The organism is Micromonospora orduensis (genome assembly GCF_006228125.1).
Lineage (GTDB): Bacteria > Actinomycetota > Actinomycetes > Mycobacteriales > Micromonosporaceae > Micromonospora > Micromonospora orduensis.
The window spans coordinates 68,051-88,593 of the sequence record NZ_VDFY01000135.1; the positions used below are offsets into that span (position 1 = coordinate 68,051).

The window sequence follows — 20,543 nt, forward strand, 5'->3', positions numbered from 1 at the left end:
GGCGGGTGGTGTCGGTGTTGAATGTGAGAGCCGTTCGACAGCGGCTCGGCACCGGCGACCACAGAGGAGACAGAGTTGAACTTCCTGCGTCTCGGCCCGGCCGGTCGGGAGATCCCGGTCGTCCAGCACGACGGTACGAGCTACGACCTGCGAGTCCTCACCGCCGACCTGGACGGGGCGTTCTGGTCGGCGGACGGCATCGCGCGTACCCGCGCCGCTCTGGAGCGTGGGGAACTGGCCGAGCTGCCCGACGCGGGAGTCCTGCGGGTGGGCGCGCCCGTCGCGCGGCCCAACAAGATCGTCTGCATCGGACTCAACTACCGCGACCACGCGGCGGAGACGGGTGCCCCGCTCCCCGCCGAGCCGGTGGTCTTCATGAAGGACCCGATGACGCTTGTCGGGCCGTTCGACGACGTCCACATCCCGCGCGGGTCCACCCAGACCGACTGGGAGGTCGAGCTGGCGGTCGTCGTCGGCACGACCATCCGCTACGCCGACTCCCCGGAGCAGGCCGTGCGGCACATCGCCGGGTACGCGGTGTCGCACGACGTGTCCGAACGTGGTTTCCAGCTCGAACGCGGAGGCCAGTGGGACAAGGGCAAGAGCTGCGAGACGTTCAACCCGCTGGGGCCGTGGCTCGTGCCGGCGGACGAGGTCGGCGACCCGCAGGCGCTGTCGCTGCGGTTGTGGGTCAACGGGGTTCTCCGCCAGGACGGCACGACCAAGGACATGATCTTTCCGGTCGCGCACGTCGTCTGGTACCTCAGCCAGTTCATGGTCCTGTACCCCGGCGACGTGATCAACACGGGAACGCCGGCCGGGGTGGCGCTCGGGCTCGCGGACCATCCGTACCTGCGGGCCGGCGACGTGGTGGAGTTGGAGATCAGCGGTCTGGGACGGGCGCGTCAGACGCTGGTGGCGGCATGAGCGGGGAGTTCGCCGGGCTGACCGCGATCGTCACGGGTGGCTCGTCGGGCATCGGTCGCGCCAGCGCCGAGGAGCTGCGGGCCAGGGGAGCCCGGGTGGCCGTCCTCGACCTCGACCCGAGCGGGCTCGCCGACGACATCGCCGGTTTCGCCGCCGACGTGTCGGACCGCGCGTCGGTGGCGTCGGCGGTCGCCGCGGTCGCCGACACGTTCGGCGGCATCGACGTGGTGGTCAACAACGCCGGGATCGGAGCGACCGGAACCGTCGCCGACAACACCGACGACGAGTGGCGTCGTGTGCTCGACGTCAACGTGGTCGGCATGGCGAGAGTGGTGAGCGAGGCCCTGCCGTGGCTGCGCCGCTCGGAGCACGCCTCGGTCGTCAACGTCTCGTCCATCGCCGCGCTCAACGGCCTGCCGGGTCGGGCGCTCTACTCGGCAAGCAAGGGCGCGGTACTGTCGCTGACCCTCGCCATGGCCACCGACCACGTCCGCGAGGGGGTCCGGGTCAACTGCGTGTGCCCCGGCACGGCGGACACCCCGTGGGTCGGGCGTCTGCTGGCGCAGGCCGACGACCCGGCCGCCGAGCGGGCCGCGCTGCGGGCCCGCCAGCCCATCGGGCGCCTGGTGACACCGCAGGAGGTGGCGAACGCGATCGTCTACCTCGCGTCGCCCCGGGCGGGCTCCACCACGGGTACGGTGCTGGACGTCGACGGCGGAGTCACCCGCCTGCGGGTCCGGCCGTGACGAGCGGACCGGCGGGGAGGTGAGATGCGGATCGCGCTGTTCGTGACCTGCCTGGCCGACACCATGTTCCCGCAGGCCGCGACGGCGACGGTGCGACTGCTGGAGCGACTGGGCCACGAGGTGGTCTTCCCGCCGGACCAGACCTGTTGCGGGCAGATGCACATCAACACCGGCTACCCGTCCGACGCGGTCCCGCTGGTGCGCCGGCACGTGCGGGTCTTCGACCCGTACGACGTGATCGTCGCGCCGTCGGGCTCCTGCGTGGGGGCGGTGCGGCACCAGCACGCCACGGTGGCCCGACGGGCGGGCGACGCGTCGTTGACGAGCCGCGCGGAGTCGGTGGCGGCGCGCACGTACGAGCTGTCCGAGCTGCTTGTCGACGTGCTCGGGGTGACGGACGTGGGCGCGTACTTCCCGCACCGGGTCACCTACCATCCGACCTGCCACTCGCTGCGGATGCTGCGGGTGGGCGACCGGCCGCCCACGCTCCTGCGCGCGGTGCGCGGTCTCGACCTGGTCGAGCTGCCGGCGCAGGAGCAGTGCTGCGGGTTCGGCGGCACGTTCGCCGTGAAGAACGCGGAGACCTCCACGGCGATGCTGGCCGACAAGATGCGCCACGTGCTCTCCACAGGCGCCGACGTGTGCACCGCCAGCGACGCCTCCTGCCTGCTGCACATCGGTGGCGGGTTGTCGCGGCTGCGCACCGGCGTACGCACCGTGCACCTCGCCGAGATCCTGGCGTCGACCGAGCACGAACCGGCGGTGCGAGGGTGAACCGTCCGACGTTCCTCGGCATGCCGGCGACCGCGCCGCCCGGTGTGGGGCACCTGCGCGGCGACGAGTCGTTCCCGGCGGCCGCGCGGCGCAGCCTGGCCGACCCGCAACTGCGGCGCAACCTGCGGCACGCGACGACCACGATCCGGGCCAAGTCCGCCGGGGTCATCGCCGAGTCGCCGGACTGGGAGCAGTTGCGCGCGGCCGGCGCGGCGATCAAGGCAGACACCCTCAACCGGCTGCCGGAGCTGCTGGAACAGCTCGAAGCGAAGGTCATCGAGGCCGGCGGCGTGGTGCACTGGGCGGCGGACGCGGTCCAGGCCAACCAGATCGTCACCGACCTCGTCCGGGCGGCCGGCGCGGACCGGGTCATCAAAGTCAAGTCGATGGCCACCCAGGAGATCGGCCTCAACGAGGCACTGCACGCTGCCGGCGTCACCGCCGTGGAGACGGACCTCGCGGAACTCATCGTGCAGCTCGGCGACGACCGGCCCAGCCACATCCTGGTCCCCGCGATCCACCGCAACCGGGCGGAGATCCGGGAGATATTCCTCCGCGAGATGCCCGGCGTCGACCCGGCGCTCACCGCCGACCCGTCGGCCCTCGCGGCCGCCGCGCGCCGATACCTGCGGGAGACGTTCCTGAGTACGCCGGTGGCGGTGTCCGGCGCGAACTTCGCCGTCGCCGAGACCGGCACCCTGGCCGTCGTCGAGTCCGAGGGCAACGGCCGGATGTGTCTGACCCTGCCGCGCACGCTGATCACCCTGATGGGCGTGGAGAAGGTCGTACCGACCTGGCGGGACCTGGAGGTGTTCCTCCAACTGCTGCCCAGGGCGTCGACCGGGGAGCGGATGAACCCGTACACGTCGATGTGGACCGGTGTGACTCCCGGCGACGGGCCGCAGGCGTTCCACCTGGTCCTGCTGGACAACGGCCGCGGCGCGGTGCTCGCCGACGAGGTCGGTCGGCAGGCGTTGCGGTGCATCCGCTGCTCGGCCTGCCTCAACGTGTGCCCGGTGTACGAACGGGCCGGCGGGCACGCCTACGGCTCGGTGTATCCGGGGCCGATCGGTGCCGTGCTGTCGCCCCAGCTCACCGGCGTCGACGACAACGCCTCCCTGCCGTACGCGTCGACGCTCTGCGGCGCGTGCTACGACGCCTGCCCGGTGCAGATCAACATCCCGGAGGTGCTTGTGCACCTGCGCGCCGAGGCCGTCGACGCGCGACGCCGGCCCACCGCCGAGTCGATCGCGATGGCCGCCGCCGCGTACACGATGGACCATCCCCGGCTGTACGAGGCCGCCCAGCGCGCCTCCCGGCTGAGCCGGGTCGCGGGCCGGCGTGGTCGGGGCCTGCCGCCGCCGTTGAACGGCTGGACGGCCAGCCGGGACCTGCCGGACCCGCCGACCGAGACGTTCCGCGAATGGTGGGCCGCGCGGTGAGCGCTCGGGATCTCGTCCTCGGCCGGCTACGGGCCGCGCTCGCCGGCGGCGCCCACACTCCGGTGGAGGTGCCGCGCGACTACCGGCACGAGGGCACGCTCGACCTCGACCAGCTGGTGGAACGGCTGACCGACTACCGGGCGCACGTGCACCGGGTCGCCGAGGCCGCCGTGGCCGACACGATCGCCGACATCCTGCCGGCCGGCGGCACCGTCGTCGTACCCCCGGGTCTGCCGCCCGCCTGGCTGCCGCCGACGGTGACCGCGCTGTCCGACGACGGCCTCGACAACGCGCGGATCGGCGCGGCCGACGCCGTCGTCACCGGAGCCGCCGTCGCCGTCGCCGAGACCGGCACTGTCGTCCTCGACGGCTCACCCGACCAGGGTCGCCGGGTGCTCAGCCTGCTGCCGGACCGGCACGTGTGCGTCCTGCGGGCCGACCAGGTGGTGGCGACCGTGCCGGAGGCCCTCGCCCGGCTGACGCCGCAGCGCCCGCTGACCTGGATCAGCGGGCCGTCGGCGACCAGCGACATCGAACTCATCCGGGTGGAGGGTGTGCACGGACCGCGCAAGCTGCACGTCATCCTGGTGCCCTGACAGCGCTGTTGTCCGCCGCGCTGTCAGGGCACTCGCCGGCAAGGGGTTGTCTCAGGCCGGAGACTGGCCGACGGAAAGACGAGATGCGCCCGGCCGGGCACGGGTTCGACAACGAGCGGCAAGAGACGGATGCCGCCGCCGATTCCCAGCGCTACCTCACGCTCATGCTGCGCCTGCTCCAGCCCTGAAACCGCCACGGCGCGATCATGAGAACCTCGCACTCCCCGAGGCGCCATCCGGACCAGCTGACGACCAGCCGCGTACTGGGTCCTGGGCTGTGACGGGGGCCCACCTAGCCAGATTGCCGAGCCTCGGCTACGTAGACGCCCTTACCGGGATGTCCCTCGACCAACTCGCGGTCTTTGAGGATTGTCATAACCCGGTTGATCGTGGAGATGTGCACACCGTGCTGTTCGGCTAGCTCGCGAGTGGACGGCAGCTTCTCGCCCGGTGCAAGCTCTCCGGACTTGATCTTTTCCGCGATCTCGTTGGCAATGCGCCGGTAGTCCACCTTCTCGGTCGGCATGAGTCGATCTCCGTAGGTTCCCTGGTTTCGGCATCCCAATTTGATCACGCCGGACCTGTTCCAACAAGTTTCATGATCTATCGGTGTTGAAGGTTGACCTACTCCTACAAGTTGGAATAGGCCGCTTGCTTAGTCGGGTTCCCTGGTTTCGGCAAACTCCTGGGGTCCCGGCGGCATGCCCACCTGGGGGAGCACGACGTAGGACTCTGCCCCTCAGGTGGGTCTCAACCCATGATCGTTGGGAAGGTGCCGACCGTGTCGATCGATGAACCGTTGTCCAAGGCGACCAGGTTGTTCATGGCGAAGCGGATATTCGACGTGCACTGGACTCGGGCACTCGACCGGCCATGGCGGGTAGGTGGTTGCCTGGAGTGTCAAGGTCGCAACGACTGTCCGCAGCTGGATTGGGCCATCGAGCTGGCCACAGAAGTGGCGGCGTTGATGTTCCAGAAGATGACGCGATGACCGTCGCGAACAAGGCGTATGAGGTGAGCGGCATCGTGGCACGGCCATCCGACGAAACGGGACGCCGTCAGCGACGCGTAGTACGCCTGCCGCCGATGGTGAGGGTGGCCAGCAGGCCGGGGTGGTCCGTCGCGCCGCCTATGTCCACCGACCTGGTGCAGCAGAGCGAGACGCCGCCGCTGGCCAGGACGTGTTGCACCGCGCCGTCGTCGATGCGGAGATCGCCCGGCGGTCCGCAGGACCGCACGTCGGCATCGCCGCCGCGCCGGAGGTTGAGATCGCCGCTGAGCACGGTGGGCGCGTACCCGCTGCTCCTGTGGATGACCGGCAGGATCTCGTCGAGCAGGTGGTCGCACTGGGCGAGCGCGACCGTGGAACTGGTGGCCGCCAGGTGGGTGGTGCACACCGAGAGCGCGCCGTCGACGTGGACGCAGAGCCAGCTGCGTTCCTCGGGGTCGGTGAGGTCCTGGGTGGGGTGGATTCCGCTGTGCACCGTGTGGCGCGCGCCCGGCGCGGTCAGGCGGGCGAGCACCCCGATTCCGTACGACTGGCCGTTGCGGCACCGGGTGTCGGCGCCGCTCGGGCGGTCGCCGGCGGCCTGGAAGGCGGACACGACTGTCCCACCTCTGTGGACGGCCGCGAACGTGCTCTCGAGGGCTGTCACGTCGTCCTGGCAGATCTCGTTGAGGGTGACCAGGTCGGGCCGCTCGGCGCTGATCACCTCGGCGGCCCTGGTCACCGACTGGCCGGTGTAGCAGCTGGCGCGGCCGCTGTTGCACAGGTTCATCTGCAGCAGCCGCAGGGTCGTGGGTGCGGGGGAGTCGGCCGCCGACGATCCGGACGGCATCCCGGCGGCGGCGATCAGGCACCCGACGGTGAGGGCGCGGCGGAGCCTGCCGGGAGCGCCTGTGATGCCGGCGGGCGCCTGCGCGGACATCCGGGCTCCGGGTGCAGGGGGCGACAGTCTTCGCCGAGGTGCCAGTGATCGTACTGCCGGTCGTCGACGGCAGGAGTCCCGCGCGGGCCCTATCGTGGACGAATGATCACGTGCGTCGTGTACTACACCATCGACCCGGCGCAGATCGAGGCGTTCGAGCGCTTCGCCCGCGCGTGGATGGGGCTCGTGGCCCGGCACGGCGGCGTGCACCACGGCTACTTCCTGCCCGCCGAGGGTGCCAGCGACCGGGCCGAGGCGCTGTTCAGCTTCGAGAGCCTCGCGGCGTACGAGCGGTACCGGGCACGCTTCGGCAGCGACCCTGATTTCCTGGCGGCGGACCGCATCCGCGACGAGTCGGGCTGTGTGCTGCGCTACGAGAGAACCTTCATGCGTCCACTCCTGCCGACCGACGGCGCGGCCGTGGCGAGCTGAGGCGAGCTGAGGCGGGCCGTGCGGGGAAGGGTGGACCCCGCACGGCCCGTGTCAGCTCAGCGACGCGGCCTGGGCGTGCTGCGGGGCAGGACGTACGGCGGCCCGGCGAAGATCAGGTCGGACTTCAGCTCCTGGTACGCCCGCTTGGGCTGGTAGTTCTCGTCGTAGATGGTGGCCAGACCCTCCGGCGGGTCGTTGAACCAGTCCGGCACCCACGAGTACTTGTCCGTGAAACCCCAGACGGTGTACGACAGGCAGCTGCGGACGGCGAGACACGCCTTCATCAGCACGCTGAAGTTGGCGGCCGACGCCTGCAACCGGGGGTTGATCTCGGCCGAGTCGCCGGCCTGGACGCCCTCGGTCATCTGGCTGCGGACGTCGACCTCGGTGAACGCGGTGGCGAGACCCAGCCCGGCGAACTTCTTCAGCGCGGCGGTCACCTGGAGGGTGTCGAAGTTGCCGTACTGGGTGCCGAGGTGGCCCTGTGAGCCCACGCCGTCGATCGGGACGCCCTGCCTGAGCAGGCCCTTGGCCATGTCGTACACGAACTGGGTCTTGTCGTCGGCAGGGTTGCCGGAGCCGAACGCCTCGATGTTGTAGTCGTTGTAGAACAGCAGCGCCTTGGGGTCGGCGGCGCGCGCCCAGCGGAACGCGTCGGCGATGTAGCCCGGGCCGAGGTTCTGCGCCCAGAAGCCCTTGTAGTGCAGGGTGCTCGGGGTGTCCCAGGGGTCGCTTACCGCCTCGTTGACCACGTCCCACTGCCAGATCTTGCCCTTGTAGTGGTTGACGACCGTGGTGATGTGCTTGCGCAGCAGCTCGCGCAGCTCCTGCTTGCTGATCGAGCCGTCGGCGACGCCGCTGGTCAGCCAGGCGGGCAGCTGGTTGTGCCAGACCAGCACGTGGCCGCGAACGCTCTGCCGGTTGCGCTTGGCGAACTCGACGAGCTGGTCGGCGGCGGTCCAGTCGTAGGTGCCGCGGGTGGGCTCCAGGCTCTCCCACTTCATCGCGTTCTCCGCGGTGACCGAGGTGAACTCGGTGGAGGCCAGCCGGCGGTACTCCGGGTCGGTGGCGTCGTTGAGCGCCGTCGCGTTCACGGCGGTGCCGACGTGCAGGCCGTGGCGCAGGCCGAGGGTGCCCAGGCTCTGTGCCGTCGGGTCGTACGGTCGGCTCGCGGTGGCCGGCACCGTGTTCAGTGCCGCGACGGTCGCGACGGCGACCACCCCGACAGTGATCAGCTGTCTTGGCTTCATTGCCTTCCCTTCATTGATCGACAAGTTTCGATCATGAGCGCGAGAGTGCGGGTCCGGTGCGGTGTGCGGGGGAGCGAGGCCGGGTGCCGGTGGTGCCGGAGGGGACCGGAAGCGTGCCCGAAACGTTAAGCCGATCGATGTCCGCCGTCAACCGTGAAAACTTTCGGAAATCCATCCGGTGAGCTGGGGTACCTTCGGCTTCGCCGAGACCGAAAATTCCGGTTGTGCGGTGCGCGGTGTGGGGCGTCCGACAGAATCGGCGGGCCGTGCGGCGGGCCGTCGGTGGGACCGGCGATGATGGTGCGGTGAAGATCCTGTCCATCCAGTCGTCGGTCGCCTACGGCCACGTCGGCAACTCGGCCGCCGCATTCCCCCTGCAGCGGCTCGGGCACGAGGTCTGGCCGGTCCTGACCGTCCACTTCTCCAACCACACCGGCTACGGCGCGTGGCGCGGCCCGCTGCTGGACCCGGCCCAGGTGGCCGAGGTGATCGCGGGCATCGGGGACCGGGGGGTCCTCGGCAGCGCCGACGCGGTGCTGTCGGGCTACCAGGGCGACCCGGCGATGGGCGCGGTGATCCTCGACGCGGTGGACACCGTCAAGGCGGCCAACCCGAACGCCGTGTACTGCTGCGACCCGGTGCTGGGCGACGTCGGCCGGGGCATGTTCGTCCGGCCCGGAATCCCGGAGTACATGCGCGACGTCGTGGTTCCCCGCGCGGACATCATCACCCCGAACCACTTCGAACTGGACTTCCTCGCCGGCCGGGCGACCACCACCCTGGCCGAGGTGCTGGACGCCGTCGACGTGGTCCGCGCGACCGGTCCCCGGCACGTGCTGGTGACCAGCGTGCTGCACGCCGGCGTGCCGGCGGGGTCACTGGAGGTGGTGGCCGTCTCGGACGAGGGCGCCTGGTCCGTGACCACGCCCCTGCTGCCGATCAACCCGAACGGCGGCGGCGACGTCACCGCGGCCCTCTACCTCGCGCACCTGTGCACGACTGGTTCACCCGCCACGGCACTGGAACGCACCATCGCCTCGGTCTTCACTATCCTGGAGGCCACCCTCGCGGCGGGCACCCGGGAGATCCAGCTCGTCGCGGCCCAGGACGCGGTCGCCGCGCCGCCGGCCAGGTTCGCCGCCCGGCGACTGCGCTGAGGCCGACGCTCACCGCTCGACGGGCTCCCGGGTCGCGGTTTCGCACCGTCCACCTCCTCACCGCCGGCGACGCCCTGGCCTGGTGGGCACGGTGATCCGGAACGTGGCGTCGAGCCGGTGGCGTCGCGGCCCTCGCCGGATCCGGAATCTGCCGGATCGCGTGTCGCGGCTCGTGACTGAGGGTCAGCGCGAGAAGGATCTGCCCTCCGTTGACGACCGACGCGCCGCTCAGTACGGTGCATCGTAAATCTTGAATGTCAACGTTGATACGGCAACGTGGCGACGCGATGACGAAGTTGACCTCGCACACCCCTGAAAAACCAGGTCAGGCACGCCGCAAGCGGGCCGGGAGGTGCCCTTGGGCACATGTTAGCGCTAACAGATCATGGCTGATTACGTCGATCATGGCCCCTTGTGGATCCGGTCGATCGACGCCCGGCGTCGCGGCAGGCCGCCGCGACCCTCTCAGGGAGTAACCGTGAAGGTGGCAATCCGAACCACAGTACGCAGCAGGTCCGGCGCCAGGCGCGGCATCGCCTGGCTGATGAGTCTGGTGTGCGTCCTCGCCCTGGTCCCGGGCACGGCCCGGGCGGACAACCCGATCGTCCAACACATCTACACCGCCGATCCGGCCCCGCTCGTGCACAACGGCCGGGTGTACCTCTACACCGGCCACGACGAGGACGGCTCCACGTACTTCACCATGAAGGAGTGGCGGGTCTGGTCGTCCGCCGACATGGTCAACTGGACCGACCACGGCTCGCCGCTGAACATCAGCACCTTCAGTTGGGCGAGCGCCAACGCGTGGGCCGGCCAGGTCATCGCCCGCAACGGCAAGTTCTACTGGTACGTCCCGGTGACCAACCGGGCGACCAACTCGATGGCCATCGGCGTAGCGGTGGGGGACAGCCCCACCGGCCCGTTCCGCGACGCGATCGGCCGGCCACTGGTGGGCAACGGCGAGATCGACCCGACCGTCTTCATCGACGACGACGGCCAGGCGTACCTGTACTGGGGCAACCCGAACCTGTGGTACGTGAAGCTGAACGCGGACATGATCTCCTACTCCGGTTCGGCCACGAAGATCCCGCTCACCACCGCCGGGTTCGGCACCCGCAACGGCAATGCCAGCAGGCCCACCCTGTACGAGGAGGGGCCGTGGGTCTACAAGCGCAACGGCACCTACTACAACGTGTTCGCGGCGGAGTGCTGCTCGGAGTTCATCGCGTACTCCACGGCGCCCGGCCCCACCGGACCGTGGACCTACCGGGGCACGATCATGCCCAGGCAGGGCGGTAGTTTCACCAACCACGCAGGCGTCGTCGACTTCAACGGCGGCTCGTACTTCTTCTACCACAACGGCGCCCTGCCGGGCGGTGGCGGCTACACCCGCTCGGTCGCGGTGGAGAAGTTCACCTACAACTCCAACGGCACCTTCCCGACGATCACCATGACCACCGCGGGCGCGCCCCAGGTGGGCACGCTGAACCCGTACGTCCGGCAGGAGGCCGAGACGATCGCGTGGGGATCCGGCATCGAGACCGAAGTGTCCAGCGAGGGCGGCATGAACGTCGGCTGGATCGAGAACGGCGACTACATCAAGGTCAAGGGCGTCGCGTTCGGCGCCGGCGCGACGTCGTTCAACGCGCGGGTCGCCTCGGCGGGCAGCGGTGGCCGGATCGAGGTGCGGCTCGACAACAGCAACGGCCCGCTGGTGGGCACCTGCACCGTCCCGGTCACCGGGGGCTGGCAGACCTGGACCAACACCACCTGCGCGGTCAGCGGGGCGACCGGTACGCGGGACGTGTTCCTGCGCTTCGCCGGCGGCAGCGGCAACCTGTTCAACGTGAACTGGTGGCAGTTCAGCGGCACCGGTGGTGGCGTCGACGGAAACCTGCTCACCAACGGCAACCTGGAGAACGGCACGACGGGTTGGGGCGCGCTCGGTGCGGCGACACTGTCGTCCAACACGGCCGTCGTGCACGGTGGCGCCGGGTCGCTCTCGGTCACCGGCCGTACCGCGGCGTGGAACGGCCCCAGCCAGGACGTGACCTCGAAGCTCACCAACGGCAAGAGCTACACCACGAGCGTCTGGGTACGGTCGCAGAGCGGCACGCCAGCGGCGAAGGCGACTCTCTCGCTGACCGCCAACGGTACGACGAACTACCTGCAGCTGACCCCGGCGACCGGGGTGAACGCCAACGGGTGGACCCAGCTCACCGGCACGGCGACCGTGTCGTGGAGCGGCACGCTCTCCAGCGCCGGCTTCTACGTCGAGACGGCCGAGGGGACCGACAGCCTCCTCGTCGACGACGTCTCGTTCCAGTGACGTGTCGGTGCCGGGGCCGCGTCCGCGCCGCCCCGGCACCGACGACCGCCATGACTTGACGAACGACATGTTATCGCTCACAGTCGATGGTTGAGGGCGGCCGCACCGTGGAGCTCACCGGGCGAGCCTGCCGACCGTCCCTCGGCAAACGACGTCCGCCCAGGGCATGCCGGACGTCGTTTCAGGACTCCTTTCGGTGGCGCCGTCGACGGCGACCGGGCTCTCGCCATGTCCGCGACCACCGCGTCCCTTTCGGCGCTGCACCTCCATCGCTGGAACCACCACAGAGAAGGACTTCGCATGAACCACAGAAGAGCCCTGCGCGCGGCGGTGACCGTCGCCGTGACGGGTGCACTGGCCGCCGGGATGGCGATGACGCTGTCCACCTCGGCCAGTGCCGGGACGACCCTCGGGGCGTCGGCGGCCGAGAAGGGCCGCTACTTCGGCGCCGCCGTCGCGACGGGCAAGCTCTCCGACGGCACGTACGTCGGCATCCTGAACAGCGAGTTCAACAGTGTCGTGGCCGAGAACGAGATGAAGTGGGACGCCACCGAGCCGCAGCAGGGGCGGTTCAGCTACACCGGTGGTGACCGTTTGGTGAGTCACGCTCGCGCCAATGGTATGAGTGTGCGGGGTCATGCCCTGTTGTGGCATGCGCAGCAGCCGGGTTGGGCGCAGGGCTTGTCCGGTGCGGCGTTGCGCAGTGCGGCGATCAATCATGTGACGCAGGTGGCGACGCATTTTCGGGGGCAGATCTATGCCTGGGATGTGGTGAACGAGGCGTTCGCTGATGGTGGCGGTGGTGGGCGGCGTGACTCGAATCTGCAGCGGACGGGTAATGACTGGATCGAGGCGGCGTTCCGGGCGGCGCGGGCGGCGGATCCGGGTGCGAAGTTGTGTTACAACGACTACAACACCGATGGGGTCAACGCGAAGTCGACGGGGATCTACAACATGGTGCGGGACTTCAAGTCTCGTGGTGTGCCGATCGACTGTGTGGGGTTCCAGTCGCATCTGGGTACGACGTTGGCCGGTGACTATCAGGCCAATCTGCAGCGGTTCGCCGATCTGGGCGTGGACGTGCAGATCACCGAGTTGGACGTGATGACCGGCTCCAACCAGGCCAACATCTTCGCCTCGGTCACCCGGGCCTGCCTGGCCGTCTCGCGCTGCACCGGCATCACCACGTGGGGCGTGCGCGACAGCGACTCGTGGCGAGGCTCGGACAACGCCCTCCTGTTCGACCGGTCCGGTAACAAGAAGGCCGCGTACACCGCGGTCCTCAACGCCCTGAACGAGGGATCGAACCCGCCGTCGACGCCCCCGCCGGGCACCCCGGTCGACACCACCGCCTGGTACGTGCTGGTGAACCGGAACAGCGGCAAGGCGCTCGACGTGTACGAGCGGGCGACCGGTGACGGCGCGCGGATCACCCAGTGGTCCCGTAACGACGGGGCGTGGCAGCAGTGGCAGTTCGTGGACTCTGGCGGTGGCTACTACCGGCTGAAGTCCCGCAACTCGGGCAAGGTGCTGGACGTCTACAACTTCTCCACCTCCGACGGTGGGGCGATCGTCCAGTGGAGTGACGGCAACGGTACGAACCAGCAGTTCCGCCTCGCCGAATCGAGCGGCGGTTACCTGCGTCTGATCAACCGCAACAGCGGCAAGGCCGTCGAGGTCCAGGGCGCGTCCACCGCTGACGGCGGGAACATCGTCCAGTACACCGACTGGGGTGGCAACAACCAGCAGTGGCAGCTGGTCCGCATCGGGTAGGCCACCCGTCACCTGCGGCGCGGCTGCTCGGAACGCCGACCGGCACGCGGTGGCGTGGACGCACCTGTCCGCGCCACCGTCGTCGCCGGCCATGGTGGCGGGGCCGCCGTCGGCCAGTTCGAGCGCCTATAGTCGCTCGGTGAACGTGGACCGGGTCCGGCAGGCGTACTCATCGGTCGCGGAGCTCTACATCGGGCTGTTCGGCAGCCGCGATCAGGTACACCCCGACGACCTCGCCTTCATCGGGCGGCATCTGGCGGGCCGGCCCGGCGCGGTGCTCGACCTGGGCTGCGGGCCCGGCCACCTGACCGACCATCTATGCTCGTTGGGCGTCGACGCGACGGGACTCGACATGGTCCCCGAGTTCATCGACCACGCCAGGGCGACCCACCCCGGTGGCAGGTACCAGCTCGGGACCATCGACACCCTCGACGTCGCCGACAGTTCCCTTTCCGGGCTCCTGGCCTGGTATTCACTGATCCACCTTCCGCCGCCGGATCTCGACGGCGTGCTCGCTCGGCTCCGGCGGGCTGTGGCCCCGGGCGGGACGCTTGTCATCGGGTTCTTCGACGCGGACGAGGTCGGCGCCTTCGACCACAAGGTCGTGACCGCCTATCGCTGGCCCGTCGACGAATTCTCGGCGCGGCTGGCGCGAGCCGGTTTCACCGAAGTGGAACGCCTTCAGCGGCCCGGCGATGGCACCCATCGGCCGCACGCCGTCATCGCGGCGACCGCGACCTCCGGCTGATCCGGCGACGACACCCCTGCGTCCATCGACGTTTGTGGCACCTGAGTGTCGGGCAACTCCACTCGCCATGACGAATGAACGAGGCAGGTCCGTCGGCGGCTACTTCATGCGACTTCTCGGGGGAGTGGCGGTCATTGTGGGGATTCTGGGATTCTTCAGCACGCTGACCGAGGGCAATGTCGTCGGGGTGGTCCTCAGCGTCATCTTCGTTGTCGGCGGGGCCGTCGTCCTCAAGCGTTCCGGGGGGACGCGTCGCGCGAGAGAGGTCGCGTGAGGGCTCGTCGCAGGTGACGGCCCGTCGCGCAGGTGCAACGGTCGTCCACGATGTGGTTACGGGCCGGACGCCAGGTCCGCTGGTGGCATCCTGGGCTGGGAGCACTGTCGTTCTCCCCGTGCCACTCGCGCGGTGCGCCAACGATCGGAGCAACAGCCCATGAGTGGCTCACGCATTCTCGCGCTCGGTCACTACCAGCCGGCCGCCGTGCTCACGAACGACGACCTGGCGCGCACGGTCGACACCAGCGATGAATGGATCCGCAGTCGGGTCGGGATCCGCACCCGCCACATCGCCGACAAGACCGAGTCCGTCGACCTGGTGGCGACCCTGGCGGCCCGGCACGCTCTGGAGAACGCCGGCGTACGGGCCGAGGACGTCGACTACGTCCTCGTCGCCACCTGCACCGCCGAGGACCGGTCGCCCAACATCGCCGCCCGGGTGGCCGCGCGGCTGGGCCTGCCGAGTCCGGCCGCGCTGGACCTCAACGTCGCCTGCGCCGGCTTCACGCACGCCCTCGCGACCGCCGACCACGCCATCCGCGCGGGAGCGGCGCGCACAGCCATCGTCGTCGGCGCGGAGAAACTCTCCGACTGGACGGACTGGTCGGACCGGAGCACCTGCGTGCTCATCGGTGACGGTGCGGGCGCCGCGGTCCTCACCGCCGCCGAGCAGCCGGAGATCGGGCCCGTGGTGTGGGGCTCGGTGCCGGAGATGTCCGACGCCGTCCGCATCGAGGGACGCGACGGTACGTTCCAGCAGGCGGGGCAGACAGTCTTCAGGTGGACGACGACGGCTCTGCCGCGCATCGCCATCTCGGTCTGCGAGCGTGCCGGCATCGACCCGGCGGAACTGGCGGCGATCGTCCCGCACCAGGCCAACCTGCGCATCGTCGAGCCACTGGCCGAACGGATCGGCGCCGAGAACGCGGTGATCGCCCGGGACGTCGTCGACTCGGGCAACACATCGGCGGCCAGCATTCCGCTGGCGCTGTCCAAGATGGTCGCGCGTGGTGAGATCCCCTCCGGAGGGTGGGTGCTGCTTTTCGGCTTCGGCGGTGGCCTGTCCTACGCCGGCCAGGTGGTGCGCTGCCCCTGATCGACCCGCTCCGTTCGCCGTGCGGGCAGCGGTCGGTGGGTTCGACGGCCGCTGCCGCGACGGCCGCCCTCGTCGGACGTCCTGTCGGCCCGGCGTCGGCGCGGGCGCCCAGCATGACCGGAACCCGCATTGGTGCTGGTGGCTGACACTCGCGGGCAGGAGACGGCGACCACGGTATCGCCCCTGCCGACCGGGGTACCTGTCAGTGAGACTGCTGATGGGAGCGGAGATGACCAAGGTTCTGATGGTGTTGACCTCACACGACCAGCTGGGGGACACCGGAGACAAGACCGGCTTCTGGCTGGAGGAGCTGGCGACGCCCTACTACCGCTTTCGGGACGCCGGGTGGGACGTGACGCTCGCCTCGCCGCGGGGCGGGCGGGCGCCCCTGGACCCGAAGAGCAGGGAGCCGGATTTCCAGACGGATGAGACCCGCCGGTTCGAGGCGGACGCCGAGGCGGAGCGCCAGCTCGATTCGACGGTACGGCTCGACTCGGTGTCGGTCGAGGACTTCGACACCGTCTTCTACCCGGGCGGCCACGGCCCGCTGTGGGATCTCGCCGAGGACGACAAATCGGTCAAACTGATCGAGCGGGTCGTCGCTGCGGGCAAGCCGATCGCGCTTGTGTGCCACGCGCCGGGAGTGTTGCGGCACTGCACGACGCCCGGCGGTGAGCCGCTGGTCGCCGGACGGCGGGTCACCGGTTTCACCGACAGCGAGGAGGAGGAGATGGGTCTGACGAAGGTCGTGCCCTTCCTCGTCGAGAGCGAGTTGACCGCCAAGGGGGCCGAGTTCTCCAAGGCCGGCAACTTCGAGCCGTACGTGGTGACTGACGGTCCGCTCGTCACCGGCCAGAACCCGGCCTCGTCGGGTCCGGCCGCGGACGAGCTGATCTCCCTGGTCGCCCGGAACGGCGGATAGCTGCGCCACCTCCGTCCGGTGGGGCCACGACGAGTGGTCCCGCCGGACGGAATCGCTTCACCCGCCGGCGATGACATCTGATGTATGCGCGGGGCGCTATGCGTGTCGGCCCTGCCCGCCTCTCCGGCCGGCGGCGAATCTCCTCTGAATCTTCCTGGTCATTGTGCTGCGGACGACAAGGTCCACATCGATCGATCATTGCCTATCTCGCGGCCCCGGTGTAACCTTCGCGAAACACATCGGATGTCTGTCCGTCGATGGGTCGCCCAGGGCCCCACGCGGCGACGTCGTGTTGTGGCACCACCGAGCGGATCCACTGTGGCTCTCATTCCTTGTCGCGCGTGGGGTGGCCGGATCGGTCACCGTTTGGAGGATCGATGTCAGACCTGACCCGACGGCAGGCCCTGAAGATGGGCGCGGCCGGCGCGGGCGGCGCCCTGCTGCCGCTACCGTGGACCGCGGCGGCCCGAGGTGAATCCGCGGCGCCTCCAGCGGTGTTGGCGGCCGGGGATCTGGCGCTCTGGTACGACGAGTCGGCCGGCACCGACTGGCTCCGGGCGCTACCGATCGGAAACGGCCGGCTCGGCGCCATGGTGTTCGGCAACGTCGACGCGGAGCGGCTACAGCTCAACGAGGACACCGTCTGGGCCGGGGGCCCGCACGATCCCAGCAACACCAGAGGTGCGGGGGCGCTGGCGGAGATCCGGCGACTGGTCTTCGCGAACCAGTGGACCCAGGCCCAGAACCTCATCAACCAGAACATGCTCGGCAACCCGGTGGGGCAGTTGGCCTACCAGACCGTGGGCAACCTCCGGCTGACCTTCCCCACCTCGGGCTCCGCCTCGCAGTACGACCGGCAACTGGACCTGACCACCGCGACCACGTCGGTGACGTACGTGATGAACGGTGTGCGCTACCAGCGTGAGGTGTTCGCGAGCGCGCCCGACCAGGTCATCGCGATGCGGTTGACCGCCGACCGGAGCGGCTCGATCACGTTCACCGCCACCTTCGACAGCCCGCAACGGACGTCGGTCGCCAGCCCGGACGGCACCACGATCTCGCTCGACGGCGTCTCCGGCAACCAGGAGGGGGTCAACGGATCGGTCCGGTTCCTCGCGCTTGCCAATGCCACCGTCAGCGGCGGCACCGTGTCCAGTTCCGGTGGCACCCTGCGGGTCACCAACGCCACGAGCGTGACCTTGTTGATCTCCATCGGCTCCAGCTACGTCAACTACCGCAACGTCGGCGGCGACTACCAGGGTCTCGCACGGGGACGCCTCACCGCCGCCCGTGCCAGCAGCTACGACCAGTTGCGCAGCCGGCATGTGGCCGACTACCAGGCGCTGTTCGGCCGGGTCAGCCTCGATCTGGGCCGTACCTCCGCGGCCGACCAGCCCACCGACGTCCGGATCGCCCAGCACAACAGCGTCAACGACCCGCAGTTCTCCGCGCTGCTGTTCCAGTTCGGCCGGTACCTGCTGATCTCGTCGTCGCGGCCCGGCACCCAGCCGGCCAACCTCCAGGGCATCTGGAACGACTCGTTGACCCCGTCATGGGACTCCAAGTACACGATCAACGCGAACCTGCCGATGAACTACTGGCTGGCCAACACGACAAACCTGTCGGAGTGTCACACCCCGGTGTTCGACATGATCCGGGACCTCGCGGTCGCCGGCACCCGTACCGCGCAGGTGCAGTACGGCGCGGCGAGTGGCTGGGTCACCCACCACAACACCGACGCGTGGCGGGCCACCTCGGTGGTGGACGGCGCCTTCTGGGGCATGTGGCAGACCGGTGGCGCCTGGCTGAGCACCCTGATCTGGGACCACTACCAGTTCACCGGCGACATCGAGTTCCTGCGGGCGAACTATCCGGCGATGAAGGGTGCCGCGCAGTTCTTCCTCAACACCCTGGTGACCGAGCCGACCCTCGGCTACCTGGTCACCAACCCGTCGAACTCGCCGGAGCTGAGCCACCACACGGACGCCAGCGTCTGCGCCGGCCCCACGATGGACAACCAGATCCTGCGGGACCTGTTCGACGGCTGCGCCCGGGCCAGCGAGATCCTCGGCGTCGACGAGACGTTCCGGGCCCAGGCGCGCGCCACCCGCGACCGGCTTCCCCCGATGAAGATCGGATCTCGGGGCAACATCCAGGAATGGCTCTACGACTGGGTGGAGACCGAGCGCAACCACCGGCACATCTCCCATCTGTACGGGCTGGCCCCCAGCAACCAGATCACCAAGCGCGGTACCCCACAGTTGTTCGAGGCCGCGCGCAAGACGCTGGAGCTGCGCGGCGACGACGGCACGGGCTGGTCGCTGGCCTGGAAAATCAACTTCTGGGCGCGGATGGAGGAGGGCAAGCGGGCCCACGATCTGATCCGCTATCTCGCGACCACCGCACGGCTCGCGCCCAACATGTTCGACCTGCACCCGCCGTTCCAGATCGACGGCAACTTCGGCGCCACCGCCGGCATCACGGAGATGCTGTTGCAGAGCCACGCCGGTGAGCTGCACATTCTGCCGGCGCTGCCGCCGGCGTGGCCGAGCGGCCGGGTGACCGGTCTGCGCGGTCGTGGCGGGCACACGGTCGGCATCACGTGGGCCAACGGACAGGCCACCGAGGTTCTGCTGCGACCGGACCGCGCCGGTACGGTCCGCCTGCGCTCGCGGATCCTGACGGGCACCGTCACGGTGGTCGACACCGCCGACGGTACGGCGGCCCGGACCACCCGGATCGAGAGCGACCTGATCGACGTCACCGTGCAGGCCGGACGCACCTACCGGGTCACCAGTTCCGGCGCCACCACACCGACGTTGGAGCAGAGCTTCACCAATGCGGGCATCACCAATGACACAAACACCGGCGTCGGCAACTTCGACGGCAACGGGGCCACGCTCTCCGCGCAGGCGCTGGCGCAGGCCGGCGTCACCCCGGGCAGCACGGTGAGCCGCAACGGGGTCACCTTCCGCTGGCCCAACGTCAGCCCCGGCGTCGCCGACAACGCCATCGCCTCGGGCCAGTCGATAAGCGTGACCGGCACCGGGAGCACGCTCGGTTTCCTTCTGACCGGCACCTACGGCGCGGTGTCGGGGACCGGCACGGTGGTCTACGCCGACGGCACCCGCCAGGCGTTCACGCTCAGCTCGCCCGACTGGTACGGCGGGCCACACGCCGGCGGTACCGCCGCCATCGTGTCCGCGTACCAGAACCGGCCCGGCAACATGCGCCAGAACACCGCGGCGTGCGTCTACTACGTCGGCGTCGCGTTGCAGAGCAGGGCGGTGGCCCGGGTGGAGTTGCCGAACATCAGCGCCCGGCCCGCGTCCGGGGTGCCGACCATGCACATCTTCGCCATCGCGATCGGAGCCTGACGGCGTCCGTACGCACCAGCCGACCACCCGGCCCCGCGCGTGTCCCGTCCCGGACGCGAGCGGGGCCGGGTGGCGCGGCGTGTCTTGACGGGCGGCGGATCCATCCGCGAAAGTCTATGGCGCAGAGGTTGGCACGCTGTGGGAGCCCGGTGTGTCATCGGGCAACTGTGTACGCGAATACGGGTGCGATGGGGCCGCGCCTGTTAGCGCTAACAGCGGTGCGTCGGCCACCGACCGTCCCCCGGACCGGTCGTGGACAGACGCCGATTCTCATGCGTGACGCTTGTGAAACAGGTGCGTCACCCCATCTCAGGAGAAGGCTCTATGAGGAAACCCAGAGTGGCGAACGTCGCCTTGGTGTCGGCCGGCGCCGTTCTGCTGGCCTCGACGGCGGTCGCCATGGCGGCGCCGGCGGGCGCCGCAGCCGCCGGTTGTTCGGTGGACTACAGCGTGTCGTCGCAGTGGCAGGGTGGCTTCGGCGCCAACGTCACCATCACCAACCTCGGCGATCCCGTCAGTGGCTGGACCCTGACCTGGTCCTACAGCGCCGGTCAGACCGTCCAGCAGGCGTGGAACACGTCGTTGACACAGAGCGGCGCGGCGGTCACCGCACGGAACGTGGACTACAACGGGGCCATCGCGACCAACGGCACCGCCTCCTTCGGCTTCAACGGCTCGTGGAACGGCAGCAACCCCGCTCCGACCAGCTTCGCGCTGAACGGGGTGGCCTGCACCGGCGGCACCGGACCCACCACCCCGCCACCCACCAC

Annotated in this window: 18 protein-coding genes; 15 read left to right on the forward strand and 3 right to left on the reverse strand. The window is 69.6% G+C overall.

Going from position 1 to position 20,543, the window contains the following annotated elements:
- Positions 1–75: 75 nt before the first annotated feature.
- From FHG89_RS11205 to FHG89_RS11225, 5 genes are read left to right on the forward strand one after another with little or no spacing between them, the layout of a single operon-like run.
- Positions 76–927, forward strand: coding sequence for a fumarylacetoacetate hydrolase family protein (locus FHG89_RS11205; RefSeq protein ID WP_139584308.1), 852 nt, complete (start codon positions 76–78; stop codon positions 925–927).
- Complete coding sequence (locus FHG89_RS11210; RefSeq protein WP_139584309.1) at positions 924–1,673, forward strand: SDR family NAD(P)-dependent oxidoreductase; 750 nt, start codon at positions 924–926, stop codon at positions 1,671–1,673. The genes FHG89_RS11205 and FHG89_RS11210 overlap by 4 nt, the downstream gene beginning before the upstream one ends.
- 24 nt (positions 1,674–1,697) lie before the next feature.
- Positions 1,698–2,447, forward strand: a complete 750-nt coding sequence (locus tag FHG89_RS11215) for a (Fe-S)-binding protein (protein WP_139584310.1) — start codon at positions 1,698–1,700, stop codon at positions 2,445–2,447.
- A 20-nt stretch (positions 2,448–2,467) separates the two neighbouring features.
- The gene (locus FHG89_RS11220; protein ID WP_139584327.1) at positions 2,468–3,889 is read left to right on the forward strand and encodes a lactate utilization protein B; all 1,422 of its coding nucleotides are present in this window, start codon (positions 2,468–2,470) and stop codon (positions 3,887–3,889) included.
- The gene (locus FHG89_RS11225) at positions 3,871–4,485 is read left to right on the forward strand and encodes a LutC/YkgG family protein (protein WP_139584311.1); all 615 of its coding nucleotides are present in this window, start codon (positions 3,871–3,873) and stop codon (positions 4,483–4,485) included. Before FHG89_RS11220 ends, FHG89_RS11225 begins: the two co-directional genes overlap by 19 nt.
- Before the next feature lie 292 nt (positions 4,486–4,777).
- Here FHG89_RS11225 and FHG89_RS11230 read toward each other — a convergent pair whose 3' ends face one another.
- Positions 4,778–5,011, reverse strand: a complete 234-nt coding sequence (locus FHG89_RS11230) for a GntR family transcriptional regulator (protein WP_139584312.1) — start codon at positions 5,009–5,011, stop codon at positions 4,778–4,780.
- Between the two features lie 255 nt (positions 5,012–5,266).
- Between FHG89_RS11230 and FHG89_RS11235 the strand changes: the two genes are divergently transcribed.
- The gene (locus FHG89_RS11235) at positions 5,267–5,476 is read left to right on the forward strand and encodes a hypothetical protein (RefSeq protein ID WP_139584313.1); all 210 of its coding nucleotides are present in this window, start codon (positions 5,267–5,269) and stop codon (positions 5,474–5,476) included.
- Between the two features lie 67 nt (positions 5,477–5,543).
- Here FHG89_RS11235 and FHG89_RS11240 read toward each other — a convergent pair whose 3' ends face one another.
- Positions 5,544–6,413, reverse strand: a complete 870-nt coding sequence (locus FHG89_RS11240; RefSeq protein WP_139584314.1) for an endonuclease/exonuclease/phosphatase family protein — start codon at positions 6,411–6,413, stop codon at positions 5,544–5,546.
- A gap of 102 nt (positions 6,414–6,515) precedes the next feature.
- Here FHG89_RS11240 and FHG89_RS11245 point away from each other — a divergent pair, with 102 nt between their 5' ends.
- Entirely contained in the window at positions 6,516–6,845 is a 330-nt protein-coding gene (locus FHG89_RS11245) for an NIPSNAP family protein (RefSeq protein WP_139584315.1), read from the forward strand.
- 56 nt (positions 6,846–6,901) lie between these two features.
- Here the strand turns inward: FHG89_RS11245 and FHG89_RS11250 are convergent, their stop codons facing one another.
- Positions 6,902–8,095, reverse strand: coding sequence for an endo-1,4-beta-xylanase (locus FHG89_RS11250; protein WP_139584316.1), 1,194 nt, complete (start codon positions 8,093–8,095; stop codon positions 6,902–6,904).
- 305 nt (positions 8,096–8,400) lie between these two features.
- Between FHG89_RS11250 and pdxY the strand changes: the two genes are divergently transcribed.
- The 8 genes from pdxY to FHG89_RS11290 form a co-directional block, all read left to right on the forward strand.
- On the forward strand, positions 8,401–9,252 hold the full coding sequence (gene pdxY / locus FHG89_RS11255; RefSeq protein ID WP_139584317.1) for a pyridoxal kinase PdxY: 852 nt from the start codon (positions 8,401–8,403) through the stop codon (positions 9,250–9,252).
- Between the two features lie 544 nt (positions 9,253–9,796).
- Positions 9,797–11,581: a family 43 glycosylhydrolase gene (locus FHG89_RS11260; RefSeq protein ID WP_139584328.1), complete on the forward strand. Its 1,785-nt coding sequence runs from the start codon at positions 9,797–9,799 to the stop codon at positions 11,579–11,581.
- Between the two features lie 300 nt (positions 11,582–11,881).
- Positions 11,882–13,354 carry an endo-1,4-beta-xylanase gene (locus FHG89_RS11265; RefSeq protein WP_139584318.1) on the forward strand — a complete coding sequence of 491 codons (1,473 nt, stop codon included), beginning with the start codon at positions 11,882–11,884 and terminating at the stop codon, positions 13,352–13,354.
- A gap of 139 nt (positions 13,355–13,493) precedes the next feature.
- Entirely contained in the window at positions 13,494–14,102 is a 609-nt protein-coding gene (locus tag FHG89_RS11270; protein WP_208760930.1) for a class I SAM-dependent methyltransferase, read from the forward strand.
- A 433-nt stretch (positions 14,103–14,535) separates the two neighbouring features.
- Entirely contained in the window at positions 14,536–15,474 is a 939-nt protein-coding gene (locus tag FHG89_RS11275; RefSeq protein WP_139584319.1) for a beta-ketoacyl-ACP synthase III, read from the forward strand.
- A gap of 229 nt (positions 15,475–15,703) precedes the next feature.
- On the forward strand, positions 15,704–16,396 hold the full coding sequence (locus tag FHG89_RS11280; RefSeq protein ID WP_139584320.1) for a type 1 glutamine amidotransferase domain-containing protein: 693 nt from the start codon (positions 15,704–15,706) through the stop codon (positions 16,394–16,396).
- Between the two features lie 377 nt (positions 16,397–16,773).
- Positions 16,774–19,773: a glycoside hydrolase family 95 protein gene (locus FHG89_RS11285; RefSeq protein ID WP_139584321.1), complete on the forward strand. Its 3,000-nt coding sequence runs from the start codon at positions 16,774–16,776 to the stop codon at positions 19,771–19,773.
- Positions 19,774–20,097: 324 nt separating this feature from the next.
- A partial coding sequence (locus FHG89_RS11290; RefSeq protein ID WP_208760931.1) for a cellulose-binding domain-containing protein occupies positions 20,098–20,543 on the forward strand: 446 nt, incomplete at its 3' end.

What these genes read in the sequence shown, in the direction of transcription:
- FHG89_RS11280 (WP_139584320.1), top strand. Translation starts at nt 15,704, where the DNA reads ATGACCAAGGTTCTGATGGTGTTGACCTCACACGACCAGCTGGGGGAC.
- FHG89_RS11225 (WP_139584311.1), top strand. Translation starts at nt 3,871, where the DNA reads ATGGTGGGCCGCGCGGTGAGCGCTCGGGATCTCGTCCTCGGCCGGCTA.
- FHG89_RS11210 (WP_139584309.1), top strand. Translation starts at nt 924, where the DNA reads ATGAGCGGGGAGTTCGCCGGGCTGACCGCGATCGTCACGGGTGGCTCG.
- FHG89_RS11245 (WP_139584315.1), top strand. Translation starts at nt 6,516, where the DNA reads ATGATCACGTGCGTCGTGTACTACACCATCGACCCGGCGCAGATCGAG.
- FHG89_RS11250 (WP_139584316.1), bottom strand. Translation starts at nt 8,095, where the DNA reads ATGAAGCCAAGACAGCTGATCACTGTCGGGGTGGTCGCCGTCGCGACC.
- FHG89_RS11230 (WP_139584312.1), bottom strand. Translation starts at nt 5,011, where the DNA reads ATGCCGACCGAGAAGGTGGACTACCGGCGCATTGCCAACGAGATCGCG.
- FHG89_RS11265 (WP_139584318.1), top strand. Translation starts at nt 11,882, where the DNA reads ATGAACCACAGAAGAGCCCTGCGCGCGGCGGTGACCGTCGCCGTGACG.
- FHG89_RS11220 (WP_139584327.1), top strand. Translation starts at nt 2,468, where the DNA reads ATGCCGGCGACCGCGCCGCCCGGTGTGGGGCACCTGCGCGGCGACGAG.
- FHG89_RS11240 (WP_139584314.1), bottom strand. Translation starts at nt 6,413, where the DNA reads ATGTCCGCGCAGGCGCCCGCCGGCATCACAGGCGCTCCCGGCAGGCTC.
- FHG89_RS11285 (WP_139584321.1), top strand. Translation starts at nt 16,774, where the DNA reads ATGTCAGACCTGACCCGACGGCAGGCCCTGAAGATGGGCGCGGCCGGC.
- FHG89_RS11260 (WP_139584328.1), top strand. Translation starts at nt 9,797, where the DNA reads ATGAGTCTGGTGTGCGTCCTCGCCCTGGTCCCGGGCACGGCCCGGGCG.
- FHG89_RS11275 (WP_139584319.1), top strand. Translation starts at nt 14,536, where the DNA reads ATGAGTGGCTCACGCATTCTCGCGCTCGGTCACTACCAGCCGGCCGCC.
- FHG89_RS11215 (WP_139584310.1), top strand. Translation starts at nt 1,698, where the DNA reads ATGCGGATCGCGCTGTTCGTGACCTGCCTGGCCGACACCATGTTCCCG.